This window comes from Paenibacillus yonginensis (genome assembly GCF_001685395.1).
GTDB classification, from domain to species: domain Bacteria; phylum Bacillota; class Bacilli; order Paenibacillales; family Paenibacillaceae; genus Fontibacillus; species Fontibacillus yonginensis.
Genome location: NZ_CP014167.1, coordinates 4770291 through 4788455 on the forward strand (window position 1 = coordinate 4770291; position 18165 = coordinate 4788455).

Here is an 18165-nt window from a genome sequence, read left to right on the forward strand (position 1 = left end):
TTGTTTATGTTAGCCCACTCGTATAATACACCGCTGATTTCCTTTTTAAGACGGCACCTTTATATAAATAATTAAAATTCAATATTCTATTTTTTCTTCTTCTGTTAGTTTGACCTGTTCAAAGGCTGAAATTTTATAAGATTGGAGGAGCTCATTCATTTGAATGGACCATAAATATTCTAAGAATGGGTTTACTTCTATGTATTTTTTAATCCCATTATTAACAATGTGAGTAGCATGTTTTAAGGCCTTTGATTCATGAGGATTAAAGTCCAGTTCGTTTAACATAGCCTCGATTTCATCAATCAGTAAATGTCCGTCTTTCCTAATTCTTAAAACGGCCAGGGCTTTTCTTCCTGAGGGCAGTTTATTTTCTTCCTTATAAGCGGAATTTGTAGCTTCAGCACCGGTCCTAATATTCTATTCAATCGCCATTATTCATGGTAAAATATTACTAAATTGAATGAATCACACAAAGGCCGAAGACCTCTAATCACCCAGAATCCTGCAGCAGGCTGTGATTGTGAACAGGAGGAAATCAAATGACTCGGAAAGCTAAACTCATCGCTATGATGACTGCGTTTCTGCTCAGTTTTGCAGGTGTGGGATACCTTTTTGACTTTAAGCCGGAGAATCTGCTGTATGCTGTGTTGATCGCGTTCCTTCCCGTTATCGCCATTCTTTCTTTCGATTACAGGATGAAATTGACCGAAGATGATTATGAGTATGATTACAGAAATTAATCCTTATTAACGGAAAATGACCGTTATCCGCTAAATGACAAAGCCCAAGGGAATTCCCTTGGGCTTGTCGTGTTTCATCTAAAATTCGTTGTTCAGTCTTCCTGCCCTTCATGCGACTCTGTTCTCCGCTCCGCAGCGCAGCTAATAGCGCCAATCACCAGACCCAAGCCAACTAGAACGGCACCTACCCATGGCAAAGCGCCGATGGAGAGCTGGTTAATGGTCCAACCGCCGATAAACGCCCCGGCTGCATTGCCGAGATTGCCTGCCGAGTGGCTGGAGGTAGAAGCAAGAGCCGGAGCTCCTTTGGCGAGATTCATGACGCGAATCTGCATGCCGGGCATTACGGCGAAGGAAGCCATGCCCCACAGGAAAATAGTCAGCACAGCCGCCACATGGCTGTGGATCGTAAAGGTCAGAATCGTCAGCAGCACGCTGGTGGTCAGATAAATGCCCAGCACGGAAGGCATCAGCTTCCAGTCGGCCAGCTTGCCGCCGATTATGTTGCCGATCGTAACGCCGCAGCCGAAGAGCACCAGAATCCAGGTCACATTGGATTCCGCAAAGCCGGTGATTTGCGTCAGCAGCGGAGTGATGTAAGTGAAGACAGCGAACAGCCCGGCATTGCCAAGCGCAGCGACGAACAGGAACAGCAGCAGCTTCGGCTTCACCAGAGCGCTGACCTGCTGCAGAATCCCGCCGGATTCGTCTTGTTTGATCTTTGGAATGAAGATCATCACGCCGATCAGAGCAACCACTCCCATCAGGGAAATGGTCGCAAACGAAGCACGCCAGCCGAGATGCTGGCCGATAAACGTACCGACCGGCACGCCGATAATATTTGCTATCGTCAGTCCGGCCATCATAATGGATACGGCGCCAGCCCTTCTGTCCGGCTTTACCAGGTTGGAGGCGATAACCGCTCCTACGCCGAAGAACGTTCCGTGTGTCAGCGCGGTAAGCAGCCGGGCTCCCATCAGAAAAGCATAGTTCGGCGCAATGACCGAAACGCCGTTGCCGACAATAAAGATGACCATTAGGAGGCAGAGCAGCAGCTTTTGCGGAATCCGGTGGGTCAGTATAGTCAAAATAGGCGCGCCAACCGCAACGCCAAGCGCGTACATCGTAATCAGCTGGCCCGCCGTGGGGATGCTGACATTTAAATCCTGAGCGACATTGGGCAGAATGCCCATGATCACAAATTCGGTCATGCCGATAGCGAAAGCGCCTACCGTCAAAGACAGGATCGAGATCGGGAAGGGATCTTTACGAACCTGTTTCGTAGTAAGCGGCTGAGGCTGAGATAATGCCATGATGAGTCAACCTTTCTGCATACAGTAAATAAATCTCCACTTGTTTATTTCTCTCTTAAGAACGCCCCGATAAATCTATATCATCATAATGATAATTCGGGCAAATAAGCAAGCAAATCTTTAAGTGTTTGGAAAGGCTGACTTCTCATTGTGGATCAACAAATAAGACCAAAGGGGGTCCCTTTGGCCGGATTAGACATCAGCTCGAATTCTGAATCAAACTCTGAATAGGAACTCTGAACAGGAACTCGAATCCTGAACACGAATTCAAACCCTGAACATGAACCCGGGTACTTCAGCCCGAACATGGTTTAGAATATTTTATTGAACAAGATAATTATCCCTATAATAGCTGCACAAATAGCCACCGTAATCAACAGATTCGAAATCTGCCGCCAAAGGCCCGGAGCGCCGTGATGATGAAGGTTATGCTGGTTCACGTCGTGGTTCGCCTTAAGCGCATAAGGGTCATTGGTGCCGGGATTAGTCGGAACGTTGAAATCCCCCAAGTCAGACATGTGGATCAACTCCTTTGTCGGGATATGGATCTGTATAATATCATTATACAACATATTCCAATTTCTGCCGAATCTAAAGTTAAGCTGCACACTCCTCATCCTCATCAAGCCAAACTCTAAATATGAACAAACAGAAAGGCGCTCACGACCAAAGCCTGAGCGCCTTTCTGTTATTAAGCATATTAAGCATATTAAACATTAAACTAAATGTATTAAGGATTAAGTGTAATAACGCATTTAGCGTATTAAGCGGAGGCCGTCCATCTTATGCAGCAAGTCAGGAAGGCTGGGCCGCTTTGCATTTGTCCTTAAACGGACAATCCCTCACGCAAATCCTGTTACCGGATGCGGTACATAAGGCTCTTCGAGCCGCTGGATTTCGTCGGCGGTCAGTACGATTTCGAGCGCCGAAACGGCATCCTCCAGGTGGTGAGTTTTCGTTGCGCCGATGATCGGAGCCGTTACAGGCTGCTTCTGCAGCACCCAGGCCAAAGCGATCTGCGCGCGGGGCACGCCGCGGGCTTCGGCAATTTCTTTGACGACTGCAGCCACTTTGCGGTCGGCTTCTTCGGTCGCCGTGTACAAGGTGCGGGCGAAGTTATCATTTTCCGAGCGCAGGCTGGTGTCTTCCCAGTCCCGGGTCAGACGGCCGCGGGCCAGCGGACTCCAAGGAATGACGCCGATATACCGGGCTTTGCCCGCTTTTACCACGTCATGGAGGGCCTCCATCGTTTCCTCAATCGGAGTATTGTAATCCCAGCGGTGAATTTGATATAAGTCCACATAGTCGGTGCCCAGTCGTTTCAGACTGTTGTCGATCTCCGACATAATCGCTTTGCGGGACAAGCCCCCGCCGTTTGGACCTGGACGCATAACGCCGTGTACCTTGGTCGCAATCACGACTTCATCACGGCTTGCGAAATCCTTTAAGGCTCGTCCAACGATTTCTTCGCTGGTTCCGTCCGAGTATACATTTGCTGTATCAAAGAAATTAATGCCAAGCTCCAAAGCCCTTTTAATAAAAGGACGGCTCTGCTCTTCATTCAGGGTCCAGGTGTGATTGCCGCGGTCAGGATCGCCGTAGCTCATACAGCACAAAGCCAGCCGGGATACCCGCATTCCTGTGTTTCCTAGTCTTACGTATTGCATGCGAATTCTCCATCCCTTCCATTCGGATTTGATTGGTTATGATTCCAGCATGTCACATAAGCGAGTGCTTATCTTTAGCTTAGAGGAGCAGCAAAGCGGATGCAAATATTTCCTGTGTTAAAAATTGCATACTTCATACTAGATTCCTACTGGCTGTAAATATTTTTTCACCGCTTGTCACAAATTGCCTTTTGTGAAAGTTATATAGGCAAAGGAGGTCATCCATTGAACAACGACAAAGAGGATCAACCGAGCCTGGATTTAAAGCTGGCTGTGGAGAAAGTCCAGTCGGGCGATATTTCTGCCTTTCCGATGATCATTCGCCATTTGCAGAAAAACATACTGCTGTATTGCTATTATCTGCTCGAGGATCAGGCCGAGGCTGAAGATGCTGCTCAGGACATTTTTATTAAATGTTTAAGGCGAATCCAGGATTATGTGCCTACAGCTTCTTTTTCCGCATGGGTTTATAAAATTGCTCACAATCATTGCATCGACTTAATCAAGAAGAGGAACAGAATGCGCCAAATGTTGTCACAGTATAGAAGGGAACGTGCTGAAGAAGATAAAGGGAACAAGTATACCGATCAAATTATTCAATTGTTAGAGAAGCTTAACACCGAAGAAAAAAGGATACTGCTGCTAAGAGCGCTTGAAGAATACAGTTTCGATGAAATAGGGGCCATTATGGATCTCAAACCAGCCACAGTCAGGAAGAAATACGAAAGAATCCGAAAGAAAATCGTAAAGAGAGAGGTACAAGGAGGGAGACAATATGAGCACTCGCTCAGAGGTTGATGATGTTCAAGATGTTCAATTAGAACGGATAGAACAGTTAATCCGAAATACCCCGATGGCAATCGATCTGACTGAACCCACTATGGAACGCTATAAAAATAGTAACGGTTCCTCTGGTGCTCGGCACGATAAACGTCAGAAAATAACGGCGATAATAGCTTCGGCGGCCGCCTTTTTTATCATTGTGATTAGCGGTAGTTTTGTTTCTCCCACCATGGCTGCATCAATTAAACATGGACTTGCTTCTATCTTTAATTTATCCGATGATTTAGGTTTGAAGTCGGCTGAAGACAACGGCCTTGTCACACATCTCGAAGCCAAAGATACACATCAAGGATTAACGCTCAAAGTACCCCTGGTAACCTATGACGGATCACGTGTAGCCATTGGTTTGGAGCAGGAGCAGGGACAAGAACAGGAACAGCAGCAGGCCGCTTTTGGGGGAACAGATTCCGAAGATGGGATCATAAATCGAATAAGTGATATAGACCTGTTCATTGACGGGAAGTCCATACAAACCTTCGCTCCGGATTCCTCAAACTCAATAGGGATCCTTCAATATCCGGGTAAGGACAACAATTCTTCTATTATGGAATTTTCTGATCTTCACAACCAAGGAGGGAAGGCATTCCCTTCCAACTTCAATTTAGGTCTGAATATTAAAGTGTCAGGAATAGAGGAGCCCTTTAGAATCCATATCCCGGTTGAGCGAAATACAGGGAGCTTTCTGGTTCTGCAGCCATCTGTAAGCAAACACTATAAAAATTTTGATTTCACCATCGATAAAATTGAGCTTTCTCCTCTTACAACCACAATAACAACGCATCTCAGGTTATTGGGAGATGCAGAGTTTGATGTACCAACAAGAAGTATGGGGATCGATGTGTTTGATGAGAAGGGAAATATATTCAACCTGTTAAGCGGCAATGGATGGAATGCAACGGGGGGGACCGAATTAGTGACCGAATATCGCTTTAATCCATTTCCCTCCACTCCTCAAAAGATTATTATTAAACCTTACTTCATGCGATTTAAGCAGGACAAAACAAGTTTCCAGCTTGATGAAGACGGATACCCGATTGTCGATTATATTCCTGAACTAGAGGTGACGCTGCTTTGTCCACCGGAGTCTCGTTAAACCCAGTAGAAAGCCGCGTTTTGCTTGCCACCTTCCCATCCATCATGTACTATCGGGTTTGAGGTGATAGAGATGACAACGGATCAACAACATAAGGACAAGATCGGGGTTTTATTTGTATGTCTCGGCAACATTTGCCGTTCGCCGATGGCAGAGGCGATGTTCCGCCATCTGGTTCAGCAGGAAGGACTTGCGGATCGCTTCAACATCGATTCGGCCGGAACCGGCGACTGGCATACCGGCAATCCCCCGCATCAAGGAACGCGGACTATTCTGGACCGGTACGGCATTTCCTATGAGGGGCTGCGGGCGAGACAAGTAGCTGCCAATGATTTTTCAGACTTCGATTATATTATTGCAATGGACGACTCCAACGTGAGCAATCTGCGCAAGCTGATGAAAGGCGCCTCCACCGAGGTCATCAAGCTGCTGGATCTCGTTCCCGATGTGAAGCTCAAAGATGTACCGGACCCTTATTATACCGGCAATTTCGACGAGACTTACGAGCTGGTGGGCAAGGGAAACAAGGCTTTACTGGGCCACATCCGGCGGGAGCATAATTTGTAAAGACAAGTAAGGGGCCAATCGAGGAATCGATCAGGCTCCTTTTTTCTTTGTCAGCTTCTCACAAAAATACATATCCCTCCCTACACACAATGGACACAAGTTTATTCTATACTGGCGTTAGCGGGAGGAAGTATAAGAGGATACATGGCGCGGTTCCGGCTCCTCCCGGGAAAATAAAGTCATACGCTTTGGTGAAAAAGGGAACGATGGGGTACAAAGAATAGAAGACCCTTAGAGGCGGAGTGAATGTTATTGAAGCGAAAAGTATTGCTGGTGGAAGACGACGCGCTGATGCGCGAGTTTATCACCGATTATTTCAAGAAGGAAGATTGGGACGTTTATGAAGCGGAAAATGGGGTGGCAGCACTCCAGCTGTTCGCCGAAACCAAAATGGATCTGGTCATCCTTGACATTATGATGCCGGAGCTCGACGGGTGGTCTACCTGCCGGGAGATCCGCCGTGAATCCAATGTGCCGATCATTATGATTACGGCCAGAACGGAGGACGACGACCAGCTGCTCGGATTTGAACTCGGCGCGGATGAATATGTCACCAAACCCCTGAGTCCACGGGTGCTGGTGGCCCGGGCGGCAGCGCTGATGAAGCGGGCCGAAAGCAGCGGGCAGAACCAAGGGGATCTGTTCGTCCAGGGGAGGCTTGCGGTCAACAAACAGTCGCATACGGTAAACGTAGCGGGAAATAAAGTCAATCTTACGCCCAAGGAATATGATTTGCTGTTGTTTCTTATCAACCATTACGGCAAGGTAATGCCGCGGGAATATATTTTGGACAGCGTATGGGGCTACGATTACTTTGGGGATTTACGTACGGTTGATACGCATATCAAGAAGCTGCGGGCCAAGCTTGGGGAAGAAGGCCGGTATATCGGCACGGTCATTCGCTCCGGCTATAAGTTTGAAGGCGACCTATGAGAATACGAGGCGTTGTATTCAAACTGTTTGCCGTGACCTCCGCGCTCATTCTAGTTCTATTCTCCCTGGTGATGCTGCTGGAGGGCTTGTTCTTTGAGCGGTTCTACCGCTCCAGCAAGCTCCACGATTTGTCGCAAAATATGCAGCTCTTTGCCCGGCAGCTTCAGCAAGAAGACAAGGGCGGCAGTGAGCAGGAGCTGGCCCGGATGCTGGGAACCTTTATGAACCGGAATGATGCCAGCACAGCTCTGTTGAACGGGGAATTCAACAGAGTAGCTATTAATCCTTATTTTATTCAGCTTCGGACGGCTGATAAATCCGTCACCGTGTTGTTCCCGTCTGAAGGAATGACTGTCCGCGATTTGCAGCTGAACATCCAGCCGGGCGACCAGCTGGTCGTGGACGGTATCTACATGGATGAGAAGGACACCGTGCTGCATCCGGTGGAGTTTCAGCCATCCGGGGCAGAGCCGGGGGAAGGGCTGATGCGGGTCTCCGGGACGGTGACCGATCTGATCCTGCCGGAGCAGCGCTCGTTTAATCCTTATTATCAGGATGCGCTGGTGGATAACGCGCTGAGAGATCTTGCGCCGCAAAGCCAGCCGGATCACCAGCTTAGCGATGGGAATCTCCTTAGGCGGGAGTGGACGGATGAATGGAGCGGTGTTGAATATGCGGTGCTCATCCAGCCGCTGCCTGAGCGGCAGACGCAGAGCGGGGAACAGCGTTACCTGTTGGCCATGACCTCGCTGCAGCCGGTCGGGGAAGCCGTAGGGACGCTCAAACAATATTTTGTGTATGCGGCTCCGGCCATTCTGCTGCTTGTGGTCCTGCTGTCCCTGATCTATTCCCGCATCGTATCGCGGCCGCTGGTCAAGCTGAACCGATTGTCCGAGCGGCTGGCCAGGCTGGATTTCTCGGCACAGCCGGATATCCGTTCCCGCGATGAATTCGGCACCTTGTCGCGCAACCTGGTTTCGCTGTCCCGCAATCTGGATGAGACGCTCAGGGAGCTTTCGCGGACCAACCGGCAGCTCAAGAAGGACGTGGCAGAGAAAGAACGTTCCGAGCAGCTCCGCAGAGCCTTAATCGCCAATCTCTCCCATGAGCTGAAGACCCCTTTGGGCATTGTAAAAGGGTTCGCCGAAGGGCTTCAGGATGACGTGGCTGAAGAGAAACGCGAGCGTTACCTCGCTTTGATCGTCAATGAGACGGATCGGATGAACGCCTTGATCCTCGACATGCTTGAGCTGTCCAAATATGAACTGAAGGCCGTCAAGCTGCATACGGAAGTGTTCCCGCTGAAAGAGCTGATAGAGACGCTGGCTGCATCCTTTTCGCAGCAGATGGAGAAGAAAGGGCTGACGTTCCGGATGGAGGCCCAGGGCGTAGGCGGAGGTGGAGAGCGTTACGTAATTGGAGATCCTGGCAAGCTGGAGCAGGTTATGCTGAACCTGTTAAGCAATGCCGTAAGACATGCAAGCCCGAACAGCACGATCCATATAAAGCTTGAAGCAGATGAAGCAGGAACCCTCACGGTCTGGATCGAAAATACCGGCGCTCCTATTGCGGAAGAGGATCTCGATCGGATTTGGGATCATTTCTACCGCGCGGAGCGCTCCAGGGACCGGAAGTCCGGCGGGACAGGGCTGGGGCTTGCGATCGTCAAACATATTCTGGAGCTGCACGGCAGCCGGTATGGCGCGGTAAATACCGCACAGGGCGTTGCTTTTTATTTTAGCCTGCAAGAATTCAAAGGAGATGATGAAGATGACTATAAATAGAACGATACTGGTGGGTTCAGCGCTGCTGCTAACCCTGATGATGAGTGCCTGCGGCAGACCCGAAGCCTCGGACGGGAATCAGGCTGGCGTGGGAAGTAATGCGGAGGCGGATGCCTCGCAAAACAGTCCAAACGGACCCGCCGCTTCGGCAGTTCCGTCGGCGGAACCGAATGACCCCTCCGCTCCGGCGGCATCTGAACAGCCGGGCGCCGGCAATTCGGCTGCACCTTCTTCCAATGAGGATACCGGGGCGGAGGAGGGCGGCAGCGGGGAGATCCTGATCATCATTGACCAGACTCCGAAGCCGACTGCGGAGGTTCGCAGCTTCGACTTTTCGATCCAGAAAGTGCCGGAAGGTTATACGCTTCAAGAAATGCAGTGGGTGTCGGACAAGAACAACATTTCGAACACGCCTCAAGAAGCCCTGCAGAACGGGCAGACGGGTGCTGACGGTTTCTATATCAGCGGTGACGGCCAGTTCTCCGGTTTCTTCTATCCGGAAGACATGAAAGGCGAAAAGGGCCAGGTTATCTTCCAGTTCCAGAATGATCAAGGACAAGAGCTCAGCTGGAAGAAAGAAATCGAGCTGAAATAACGGGCAAATATAAATAGCTTAACTAGCCGACTGGCGCCGGACTCATCTGGCGTCGGTTTTTCCTTTATAATAGCTTTAACGACAAGAATATTGGAAAAAGAGGTGTCCTTATGCAGCTCGAAGTCATCGCAACGTGCATCGAAGACGCCGTTACCGCCGAACAAGGCGGCGCGGACCGGATCGAACTTATCACCGCCATCGGCGAAGGCGGGCTGACGCCCGGAATCGGCATGGTCAAGCGGGTGGTGCAGACCGTCCGGATTCCGGTTCACGTCATGGTCCGTCCGCACAGCCGCTCCTTCGTATATAGCCAGCCGGATCAGGAAGTTATGGCGGAGGAAATCAAAGCGATCCGGCAGGCTGGAGCCGCCGGCATCGTCATCGGCGCATTAACGCCGGCGGGGCGGATTGACCAGGCAGCGCTGGAGCGCTGGCTGCCGCTGGCGGAAGGGATGAACGTGACCTTCCATCGGGCTTTTGACGAGCTGGCTGACTTGAACGGCGGGCTGGCAGTGCTGAAGGTTTACCCGCAGGTCAACCGAGTGCTGACCTCGGGCGGGATCAAACCCGCTCCGCAGGCGGTTCCTGCGATCGCAGAGCTGGTAAGACTGTCCGGACAGGAAGGGCCGGTCATTTTGGCGGGACATGGTCTGACGATTGAAGGCATTTCGGATTTCATTCAGGCTGCCGGTGTAGATGAAGTGCATTTCGGCACGGCGGTGCGCCGGGATGGAGACGGCTTGAAGGAGATCGATCCGGAGCGGCTGCGGGAGCTGGTTAATCGGCTTAAAGGTTAATCCGGTAAATGGACGGGGTAATGATGGCCGTAAATCTTTTTTTGAATCGGCTGGAGAATTCTGGCCGCGGCTCGAATGGGAAGGCACAAAAGTGGTAAAATAAAACAAAGGCCAAAGCCGGGAGCTTGACGCTGTATAAAGCGGGTTTTGGATCTGGAAACAGGCTGTCGGAATACCTTGATGATGCCCGAGCAGGTGAAGATGAAGACTATTCGAAGGGAGCCAGGACAATGAAGGATCTGTTTAACCGAGCGGTGTCACTCGGACTGGGTGTAGCGGCACAAAGCAAGGAGCAAATTGAGAAAGCGGTGGAGGAGCTCGTCAAGAAAGGCGAAATCACCCGCAGCGAATCGTCGGATGTGGTGAATGACCTGGTCGCCAAAGGCCAGGAGGCCAAACGGAATCTGGAGGTCATGGTCAACGAGCGTGTCCAGAAGCTGACGGGGGCTCATAACTATGCGACGAAAGAACAGGTTGAAGAGCTGCTGAGACGAGTTGAACTATTGGAGCAGAAGGTATTTGCGCATACCACAGGTCTAACTGGAACACAGGGACAGACGCCTTCTGGAGCTGCCGGGGATAAGGATGCTGCCGCTCCGGTTGAGGAGCTGGCAGACGAGCTGCAGAAACCGGACGATCGCCTATAACGGCGGAGTTTACCGGACAAGGAGGGGGGAGAGCGGACGATGAAGGCGGGGAAACGGGTAAGGCATCTCCTCCGTTACCGGGAAATTGCGTCGGCTCTGGTCCGCAACGGCTTCGGATATATTGCCCATGAACTGGGGTTCCCGGATCACAATCCTTTTAAGGGAAGGAAAGAAGAGGCCCAGCCGAAGACGCGGGGCGAAAGGATCCGCCTCATTCTGGAAGAGCTCGGGCCAACCTATGTGAAGATCGGCCAGATTGCCAGCACCCGTCCCGATCTGCTTCCGGCCGACATTATTGCGGAGCTGGAGAAGCTGCAGGATAACGTGCCTCCTTTCTCCTACGAAGCCGCTGCGGCTATCGTCGAGGAGGAATTGGGCGGCAGCATTGAAGAGCTGTTCCTGGATTTCGCCCGCGTGCCTATGGCGGCAGCCTCCATTGGACAGGTGCATGAGGCCGTGCTGCCGGACGGCTCAAGGGTGGCGGTTAAAGTGCAGCGCCCAAACGTGGAGCAGGTGATCCGGACCGATCTGGATATTCTTCTGGAGCTGTCCCGAATAGCCGAGGAAAGATTGGCATGGGCCAAGCATTACCGGGTCAGGGAAATTGCCGAAGAGATCGCCAAAGTGCTGAACGAGGAGCTGGACTATACGCTTGAAGCCAGGAACGGGGAAAAGATTTCGGCGCAGAGCCTGCAGTCCGGCAGCGTCAGAACTCCGAATCTGCACTGGGAATACTGCACCCGCCGGGTGCTGACGATGGAGTTCTTGACCGGAATTAAATTAACCGATGCCAAGAGGCTGGAAGTAGCAGGTGTAGACCGCAAGCAGCTGGCTAGCCGCATTGCTTCGGTCATTTTCCATCAGATCCTGGTTGAAGGCTTCTTTCACGGGGACCCGCATCCCGGCAATTTCCTGGTGCTGCCCGGCGGCGAGCTGGCGATGCTGGATTTCGGCATGGTTGGGCGGCTGTCGCCAAGCATGAAACAGCATTTTGCTTCGATGGTGATTGCCCTCCGGAGCCAAAGCTCCAAAGGGATTATCAGGGCCATAGCCGCAATGGGCATCGTCCCGGATGATGTGAACGAAGCCAAGCTGTTTGATGATGTAGAGCAGTTAAGGGAGCGGTATTACAACGTTCCGCTCAGCCAGATCAGTCTGGGCGAGGCGGTCAATGACCTGTTCCGGGTTGCCTTCCGGCACCGGATTAGGCTGCCCTCCGAGCTGACGCTGGTAGGCAAGGCACTGCTGACGATGGAAGGGGTGGTAACTGCCCTGGACCCGGACATCAGCGTATTCGATATTGCCGAGCCTTACGGCTTGCAGCTGTTAAAGGAACGGGTCAATCCGGTTAACGTGTTCAAGAAGTGGTCGGACAAAATCCCCGACTACTGGGACCTGCTGACCGATGTGCCCAAGAACATCAAGATCTTAAGCACGCTGGTCAAGAAAGGCAAAGTACAGGTCGAGCTTACGGTTCCGGAGCTTAATGCTTTTCTTCGCCGGATGGACCGGGTAAGCAATCGGGTCTCTTTCAGCATCGTCCTGTTGTCCTTCAGTATTTTGATGACGGGTCTGATCATTGCTTCTGCGATGAGCAGCCAGCAGTCGGTGCTGTGGAATTTCCCGGTGATCGAGATCGGCCTGATTATTTCCGGCGTTTTGGTGGCCTGGCTGATCCTGGCCATCTTCAGGTCCGGACGTTTTTAACGACGGGGACCGACCAGCTAACAATAGGAATAATTGGACAAAATAAGCCGCCGGCGCCTAGAGCTACAAGCTCTCGGATCCGGCGGTTTTTGTCATGCGGTAATCCGTGGGAGAGTACCCGGTCGTCTTCTTGAACATCCGCGAGAACAGCAGCTGATCCGCATAACCGACGGAGAAGGCGATTTCTTTGATGGAGAGGGCGGTTTGGGACAGCAGCTCGCAGGCTTTTTCCATCCGGTACCGGGTCAGGTACTGCTGCGGGGGCAAGCCGGTGGACGCTTTGAACAGCTGAGCGATGTATTTGCGGTGCAGACCGAGTGCCGAGGCCATATTCTCAATGGTAATCGGCTGCGTATAATGCCGCTGGATATAACAGATCCCTTGTCTGACGTAATCGTTGTGGATCTGCTGCTTCTGCGGCAGTGCAGGCTCCTGAATGTCCGGCTCCAGCAGAATGGACAAGAAGGCATAAAGGGCGGATGAGATGCGAAGCGGGTTGCTGTAAGGCTGCTGATTGGCATCAAACAGGCGGTTCAGACAGGCCCGGATTTCAGCGTCTTTGGAGCAGGAGATCACCGGATGCTCGCGGGTAAAGCCCGCCTGCCGGAGATAAAGCTCTGCCTGGCTGCCGTTAAAGGCTACCCAGGAATAATTCCAAGGGTCATTGTCATCGGCCTGATAGAAGCTGAGTTCCCCAGGAGTCAGAAGGAAAGCCTGGCCTGCTGATAAGCGGTGGGTTTCCCGAGGTGTCCGGTAGATGCCTTGTCCGCTGTGAATGTACAGAATTTTGTAATGGTCTTTAATCCCGGGCCCCCAGGAATGGCCGGGTAAGCACTGCTCTGTGCCGGTATAATAGAACTGGATGTCCTGGCCGGCGTCTATATAATGCTGGGCGATTTTATGCGGCTTGACAGTCATTTGACTTTCCTCCTACCTAAATGACATTTCTCCATACGATACTGCCATTCTATCATAGAAGAGGGTTCGTTATTTTACTAAAATGATATAGGAAACGTATTCATATCTGGAAAGGTGTGTTGGTTCATGGAATATACTTATTTGGGAAGAACAGGAATGAAAGTCAGCACCTTGTGTCTTGGAACGATGAATTTCGGTGTAGATACAGATGAGAAAGAAGCATTTCGTATTATGGATGCCGCGCTTGATGCGGGAATTACTTTTTTTGATACAGCAAATATTTACGGCTGGGGCGAGAACGCCGGTCTGACGGAGACCCTTATCGGCAGATGGTTTGCCCTGGGAGGAGGCCGCCGTGAGAAGGTGGTGCTGGCGACCAAGGTCCATGGTCAAATGAACGACGCGAACGATGGTCCCAATGACGAACGGGGGTTGTCGCTGTACAAAATCCGCCGCCATCTGGAAGGTTCCCTGCGCCGTCTGCAAACCGACCATATTGAGCTTTACCAGATGCACCACATTGACCGCCGCACCTCTTGGGAAGAGCTGTGGAGCGGGTTTGAAGCGATGGTGAACCAGGGCAAGGTCGATTACATCGGCTCGAGCAACTTCGCCGGCTGGCATTTGGCGAAAGCGCAGGCAGCCGCGGAGAAGCGGAATTTCCTGGGTCTTGTCAGCGAACAGCATTTATACAACCTTGTGAACCGCAATGCAGAGCTTGAAGTGCTTCCTGCAGCTCAGGATTATGGTCTGGGCGTCGTCGTCTGGAGTCCGCTGGCAGGCGGCCTGCTCGGCGGCAGCGCACTTAAGGCGGATAAAGGTAAACGTACAAGCCATGCTCAAGAGCAGATCGAACGCCATCGCCAGCAGCTGGAGCAGTATGCGAAGCTGTGCGATGAGCTCGGCGAGTCGCAAGCCAACGTGGCTTTGGCCTGGCTGCTGTCCAATCCGGCAATCACGGCGCCGATTATCGGGCCAAGAACGATTGAGCAGCTGGAGAATACGCTGCGTGCCGTAGAGATTAAGCTGGACCAGGCTGTGCTGGCTGAGCTGGACCGCATCTTCCCGGGTCCTGGAGGAGCTGCACCGGAAGCCTACGCCTGGTAAGAGGCCGTTAATCGGACAGTTATCAAACAGAGAGGGGTGAAGCCGCTTGAACAGGTATGCATTTGTAACCGGAGCCGACCGGGGAGTCGGGCTGGCGCTGGTAAAAGGGCTGCTGGCACGGGGATACACCGTGTTTGCGGGTCAGTACATGCCGGAGTGGACGGAGCTCGCCGAGCTGAAGCGGGAGCAGGGGGATTCGCTCCTGCTTGTTCCGCTTGATATTGGAAGTGGATACAGTGTTGGCGAAGCGGCCAAGCAGGTCACTGCCGTTACAGACCGGCTGGAGCTGCTGGTCAACGCGGCAGCCATTTTGGGCGACACGGAAGCAAGTATCGAAGATGAACTGAATTTTGAAGAGATGCAGCAGGTCTACAACGTAAATACACTTGGGGCGCTAAGGGTCACGAATGCCCTGATCGGCCTTGTGCTTAAAGGCGAAGGCAAGCTTGTGGTAAATATTTCTTCGGAAGCAGGAAGCGTCGAAGACAGCGAACGCACCGGCTGGTTTGCTTACTGCATGTCCAAATCGGCGCTCAATATGCAGTCCAAGCTGATTTTTAACCGGATAGCCCCTCAGGGGGGCAAGGTGCTGGTTGTGCATCCGGGCTGGGTACGGACCTATATGTCCGGCCAGCTCAGCACGGAAGGCGAATTGTCAGCCGATGAGTCGGCTGCTGCGATTCTCCGGCTGTCCGACGAACGTCTACAGCCCGGATACAAGCAGCAGGAGCTGTCGCTGATCGATTACAGCGGCAGGCAGATGAACTGGTAAACGTCATTATATTTTCAATTCAGGAGGTGCCCCGAGTGGAGGTCAAAACTTTGTTGCTAGGGGATCAAGAGCAGGCTTCCTACCACCCTTTGGAGGAAGTGAGAGAAACCTTAACGGCTCTGTTAGGGACGGACTTTCAAGTGGAAGCTGCGGAAGACCGCAGCCATTTGTCTGCAGACCGGCTTTCTTTATCCGAATATGGACTGTGTATCTCCTATACAGACAGCTGGCAGAGAGCGCCGCATGCCCGGGAAATCGCGGGACTCATCCAATACGTAGCCGGAGGAGGGGGCCTGCTGGCGATTCATAACGGCATCTCGCTTCAGGCCGCTCCGGAGCTGGCGCAGCTGATCGGAGGCAAATTTACCGGACATCCCAAGTATACCGGTCTGGAGTTTAGCCTGACAGAGGCCGAACATCCGGTCAGTTCAGGCCTGCAGGGGTTCATGCTGGACGAGGAGCCTTATCGTTTCGAGCTGGACCCGCTTGCTCAAGTCGAGGTGCTGCTGACTTACAGCCATGAAGGACAGGAATGGCCGGCGGCTTGGGCCAGAAATTATGGTCTTGGCCGGGTGGTCTTCCTGATGCCCGGACATCATCTTCCCTCCTTTCAGCATGAGGGATATCGGCAATGGATTGTACAGGCTGCCCGCTGGGCGGCAGGAAGGCTGTAAATGAAGAGGCCCAAATCCAGGAGAGGCAGCTCTCGGGGATTTGGGCCTTTAGGTTTCATACGGAGAAAAGCCGGTCTGAAAGAGACGGCTAATCGCTCCGTGGATAAGCTAAGCGTTCAAGCGTTTAATAAAGCTTCTGCAGGGCTTCCGGCGTAAACGTCCGGATTTCATCCAGCCGACCCTCGAGGATTTTCACCGCCCACTCCGGGTCGAGCAGCAGCGCGCGTCCAACTGCCACAAGATCGAATTCTTGGCGGCTCAGACGCTCCAGCAGTTCCTGAAGGTCCTTGAATCCGGCGCTTCGCCCTTCGCTAAAGAGAGCGGTGAATTCGCTGTCGAGACCAACAGAACCTACAGTAATGACGGGTTTGCCGGTCAGCTTCTTCACCCACCCGGCCAGATTCAAATCAGAGCCTGCAAATTCCGGCTCCCAGAAACGCCGGGTTGAGCAGTGGAACAGATCAACTCCCGCGTCCGAAAGGGCCGAGACAAGCTGGCCCAGCTTCTCGGGCGTATCGGCAAGCTTGGCCCCGTAATCACTCATTTTCCATTGAGACAACCGGAAGGCCACCGGATAATCGGGGCCAACGGCAGCGCGGACGGCCTTGATGACCTCAATCGCGAACTGGGCCCTCTTCATCATGTCCCCTCCGTATCGGTCTGTGCGGCGGTTTGTCTTCTCCCACAGGAACTGGTCGATCAGATAACCATGCGCCCCGTGAATTTCGACGCCGTCGAAGCCGATCCGCTTCGCATCGGCCGCAGCCGCAGCGAACGCCTGAACGACCTTGGCGATCTCCGCCTCGGTCATCGGCTCCGTAGATGGATTCCCCTCCAGGTCCAGTCCGGATGGGCCAATCGGCGGGACTTCCGGATTTGGACCGGAGTCCTTCTGGCGGGACATGCCGACATGCCAGATTTGCGGGAAGATTTTGCCCCCGGCATCATGAACCTGGCGAACGACCTCGGCCCATCCGCGCAGCGCTTCTTCCCCGTAGAAAAACGGCACATTCAGCGTATCGCCTGCAGCCGGATGAGGAACCAGGGTGCCTTCGGTGACGATCAAACCTACGCCATTTTCGGCGCGGCGGCGGTAATAGGCGGCGACATTTGCGCCTGGAACTCCGTGCGGCGACATCGCGCGTGTCATCGGCGCCATCACGAGGCGTGACGGCAGCCGCAGAGACTTGATCGTGATCGGCTCGAACAAGGCTTCGAAAGACGAAGAGTTGGATGGTGAATGACTCATGTAACTCGGCCTCCAATCATGTATAGTAAAGTTGGGTCATAGCTGTGAAACAAATGCTGCGAATAGATTGTACAATTTTTACAATTCCAAGTAAAATTTGTGGCGGAATGTTCCCTCTCATATAAACGGAATAGAAGAAGTCTGTTAGTCAGACTTGAAGAATGGAGGCTTGTATAAGAATGCCCTTCGGACAGCAATACATACTGCCGGCTGTTAAAACAGCCAAAGAAATGGAAGCGGTGCTGGACACTCCTTATGTGTATCTCGTCCTGCTTGGCGGCAGGCTGGCCCGTCTTCGGCCCCTGATCGAACTTGCAGAGCGGGCCGGCAAGCAAGTGCTGCTGCACGCCGATCTCGTAGACGAATTGAAAAATGATGAATATGCAGCGGAATATTTGTGCCAGGCGGTCAGGCCGGCTGGTTTGATCTCCACCCGGTCCAGCGTGGTCCAGAAAGCAAAGCAGAACAAGCTCGTCGCGGTTCAGCGCATGTTCCTGATTGATTCGGGAGCCCTGGAGAGCAATTACGCCTTGTTTGAGAAAAATCCCCCCGATTACATCGAAGTTCTGCCGGGCATCGTGCCTTCGCTGATTCAGGAGGTCAAAGCCCGCACGGGCATTCCGATTATTGCCGGCGGGTTCATTCGCACGCCTGCGGATGTCGAGGCGGCGCTTGCAGCGGGCGCACAGGCCATTACCACATCAAGACAGGAGTTATGGTGTGATTAATTAAAATTCAAAATAACGATAGCTGGAC

Annotated in this window: 20 protein-coding genes; 14 read left to right on the forward strand and 6 right to left on the reverse strand. The window is 52.4% G+C overall.

The genetic code is table 11. The features are described from left to right. Nucleotides 1-78: 78 nt before the first annotated feature. Nucleotides 79-288, reverse strand: a complete 210-nt coding sequence (locus AWM70_RS23605) for a hypothetical protein (protein WP_068699904.1) — start codon at nucleotides 286-288, stop codon at nucleotides 79-81. Between the two features lie 254 nt (nucleotides 289-542). Here AWM70_RS23605 and AWM70_RS21555 point away from each other — a divergent pair, with 254 nt between their 5' ends. Next, the gene (locus AWM70_RS21555; protein WP_068699906.1) at nucleotides 543-743 is read left to right on the forward strand and encodes a hypothetical protein; all 201 of its coding nucleotides are present in this window, start codon (nucleotides 543-545) and stop codon (nucleotides 741-743) included. Between the two features lie 92 nt (nucleotides 744-835). Here the strand turns inward: AWM70_RS21555 and AWM70_RS21560 are convergent, their stop codons facing one another. The 3 genes from AWM70_RS21560 to AWM70_RS21570 all read right to left on the reverse strand — a co-directional run bounded on the left by AWM70_RS21560 (nucleotide 836) and on the right by AWM70_RS21570 (nucleotide 3723). Continuing rightward, nucleotides 836-2056: an MFS transporter gene (locus AWM70_RS21560; RefSeq protein ID WP_068699908.1), complete on the reverse strand. Its 1221-nt coding sequence runs from the start codon at nucleotides 2054-2056 to the stop codon at nucleotides 836-838. 311 nt (nucleotides 2057-2367) lie between these two features. Beyond that, entirely contained in the window at nucleotides 2368-2574 is a 207-nt protein-coding gene (locus tag AWM70_RS21565) for a hypothetical protein (protein WP_237167781.1), read from the reverse strand. Nucleotides 2575-2898: 324 nt separating this feature from the next. Further along, nucleotides 2899-3723: an aldo/keto reductase gene (locus AWM70_RS21570; protein ID WP_068699910.1), complete on the reverse strand. Its 825-nt coding sequence runs from the start codon at nucleotides 3721-3723 to the stop codon at nucleotides 2899-2901. Between the two features lie 225 nt (nucleotides 3724-3948). Here AWM70_RS21570 and AWM70_RS21575 point away from each other — a divergent pair, with 225 nt between their 5' ends. The 9 genes from AWM70_RS21575 (at nucleotide 3949) to AWM70_RS21615 (ending at nucleotide 12689) form a co-directional block, all read left to right on the forward strand. Continuing rightward, on the forward strand, nucleotides 3949-4521 hold the full coding sequence (locus AWM70_RS21575; RefSeq protein WP_068699912.1) for an RNA polymerase sigma factor: 573 nt from the start codon (nucleotides 3949-3951) through the stop codon (nucleotides 4519-4521). Beyond that, on the forward strand, nucleotides 4499-5659 hold the full coding sequence (locus AWM70_RS21580; protein WP_068699914.1) for a DUF4179 domain-containing protein: 1161 nt from the start codon (nucleotides 4499-4501) through the stop codon (nucleotides 5657-5659). Before AWM70_RS21575 ends, AWM70_RS21580 begins: the two co-directional genes overlap by 23 nt. A 72-nt stretch (nucleotides 5660-5731) precedes the next feature. After that, nucleotides 5732-6226: a low molecular weight protein-tyrosine-phosphatase gene (locus tag AWM70_RS21585; RefSeq protein ID WP_068699916.1), complete on the forward strand. Its 495-nt coding sequence runs from the start codon at nucleotides 5732-5734 to the stop codon at nucleotides 6224-6226. Between the two features lie 252 nt (nucleotides 6227-6478). Continuing rightward, nucleotides 6479-7159, forward strand: coding sequence for a response regulator transcription factor (locus AWM70_RS21590; protein WP_068700961.1), 681 nt, complete (start codon nucleotides 6479-6481; stop codon nucleotides 7157-7159). Next, a complete protein-coding gene (locus AWM70_RS21595) occupies nucleotides 7156-8943 on the forward strand; it encodes a sensor histidine kinase (protein ID WP_068699918.1) in 1788 nt (595 codons plus the stop codon). Before AWM70_RS21590 ends, AWM70_RS21595 begins: the two co-directional genes overlap by 4 nt. Beyond that, nucleotides 8930-9538 (forward strand): hypothetical protein, encoded by a 609-nt coding sequence (locus tag AWM70_RS21600; protein ID WP_237167782.1) that lies wholly within the window; start codon nucleotides 8930-8932, stop codon nucleotides 9536-9538. The genes AWM70_RS21595 and AWM70_RS21600 overlap by 14 nt, the downstream gene beginning before the upstream one ends. 110 nt (nucleotides 9539-9648) lie before the next feature. Further along, on the forward strand, nucleotides 9649-10335 hold the full coding sequence (locus tag AWM70_RS21605; RefSeq protein WP_068699922.1) for a copper homeostasis protein CutC: 687 nt from the start codon (nucleotides 9649-9651) through the stop codon (nucleotides 10333-10335). Nucleotides 10336-10565: 230 nt separating this feature from the next. Beyond that, nucleotides 10566-10982 carry a phasin family protein gene (locus AWM70_RS23025; RefSeq protein WP_206093397.1) on the forward strand — a complete coding sequence of 139 codons (417 nt, stop codon included), beginning with the start codon at nucleotides 10566-10568 and terminating at the stop codon, nucleotides 10980-10982. Between the two features lie 39 nt (nucleotides 10983-11021). Then, on the forward strand, nucleotides 11022-12689 hold the full coding sequence (locus AWM70_RS21615; RefSeq protein ID WP_068699926.1) for an ABC1 kinase family protein: 1668 nt from the start codon (nucleotides 11022-11024) through the stop codon (nucleotides 12687-12689). Between the two features lie 63 nt (nucleotides 12690-12752). Here the strand turns inward: AWM70_RS21615 and AWM70_RS21620 are convergent, their stop codons facing one another. Beyond that, a complete protein-coding gene (locus AWM70_RS21620; RefSeq protein ID WP_068699928.1) occupies nucleotides 12753-13607 on the reverse strand; it encodes an AraC family transcriptional regulator in 855 nt (284 codons plus the stop codon). A 126-nt stretch (nucleotides 13608-13733) separates the two neighbouring features. On the opposite strand from AWM70_RS21620, the gene AWM70_RS21625 reads away from it, so the two are divergent. Genes AWM70_RS21625 through AWM70_RS21635 form a run of 3 tightly spaced genes read left to right on the forward strand, consistent with a single transcriptional unit; the run spans nucleotide 13734 to nucleotide 16160 of the window. Then, on the forward strand, nucleotides 13734-14714 hold the full coding sequence (locus tag AWM70_RS21625; protein WP_068699930.1) for an aldo/keto reductase: 981 nt from the start codon (nucleotides 13734-13736) through the stop codon (nucleotides 14712-14714). 46 nt (nucleotides 14715-14760) lie between these two features. After that, nucleotides 14761-15486, forward strand: a complete 726-nt coding sequence (locus tag AWM70_RS21630; protein WP_068699932.1) for an SDR family NAD(P)-dependent oxidoreductase — start codon at nucleotides 14761-14763, stop codon at nucleotides 15484-15486. 35 nt (nucleotides 15487-15521) lie between these two features. Beyond that, complete coding sequence (locus AWM70_RS21635; RefSeq protein ID WP_068699934.1) at nucleotides 15522-16160, forward strand: ThuA domain-containing protein; 639 nt, start codon at nucleotides 15522-15524, stop codon at nucleotides 16158-16160. Nucleotides 16161-16284: 124 nt separating this feature from the next. Here AWM70_RS21635 and AWM70_RS21640 read toward each other — a convergent pair whose 3' ends face one another. Next, nucleotides 16285-17409: an NADH:flavin oxidoreductase gene (locus tag AWM70_RS21640; RefSeq protein WP_068699936.1), complete on the reverse strand. Its 1125-nt coding sequence runs from the start codon at nucleotides 17407-17409 to the stop codon at nucleotides 16285-16287. A gap of 179 nt (nucleotides 17410-17588) precedes the next feature. Between AWM70_RS21640 and AWM70_RS21645 the strand changes: the two genes are divergently transcribed. Beyond that, nucleotides 17589-18137, forward strand: coding sequence for a glycerol-3-phosphate responsive antiterminator (locus AWM70_RS21645; RefSeq protein WP_068699938.1), 549 nt, complete (start codon nucleotides 17589-17591; stop codon nucleotides 18135-18137). The last annotated feature ends 28 nt before the right edge of the window (nucleotides 18138-18165 follow it).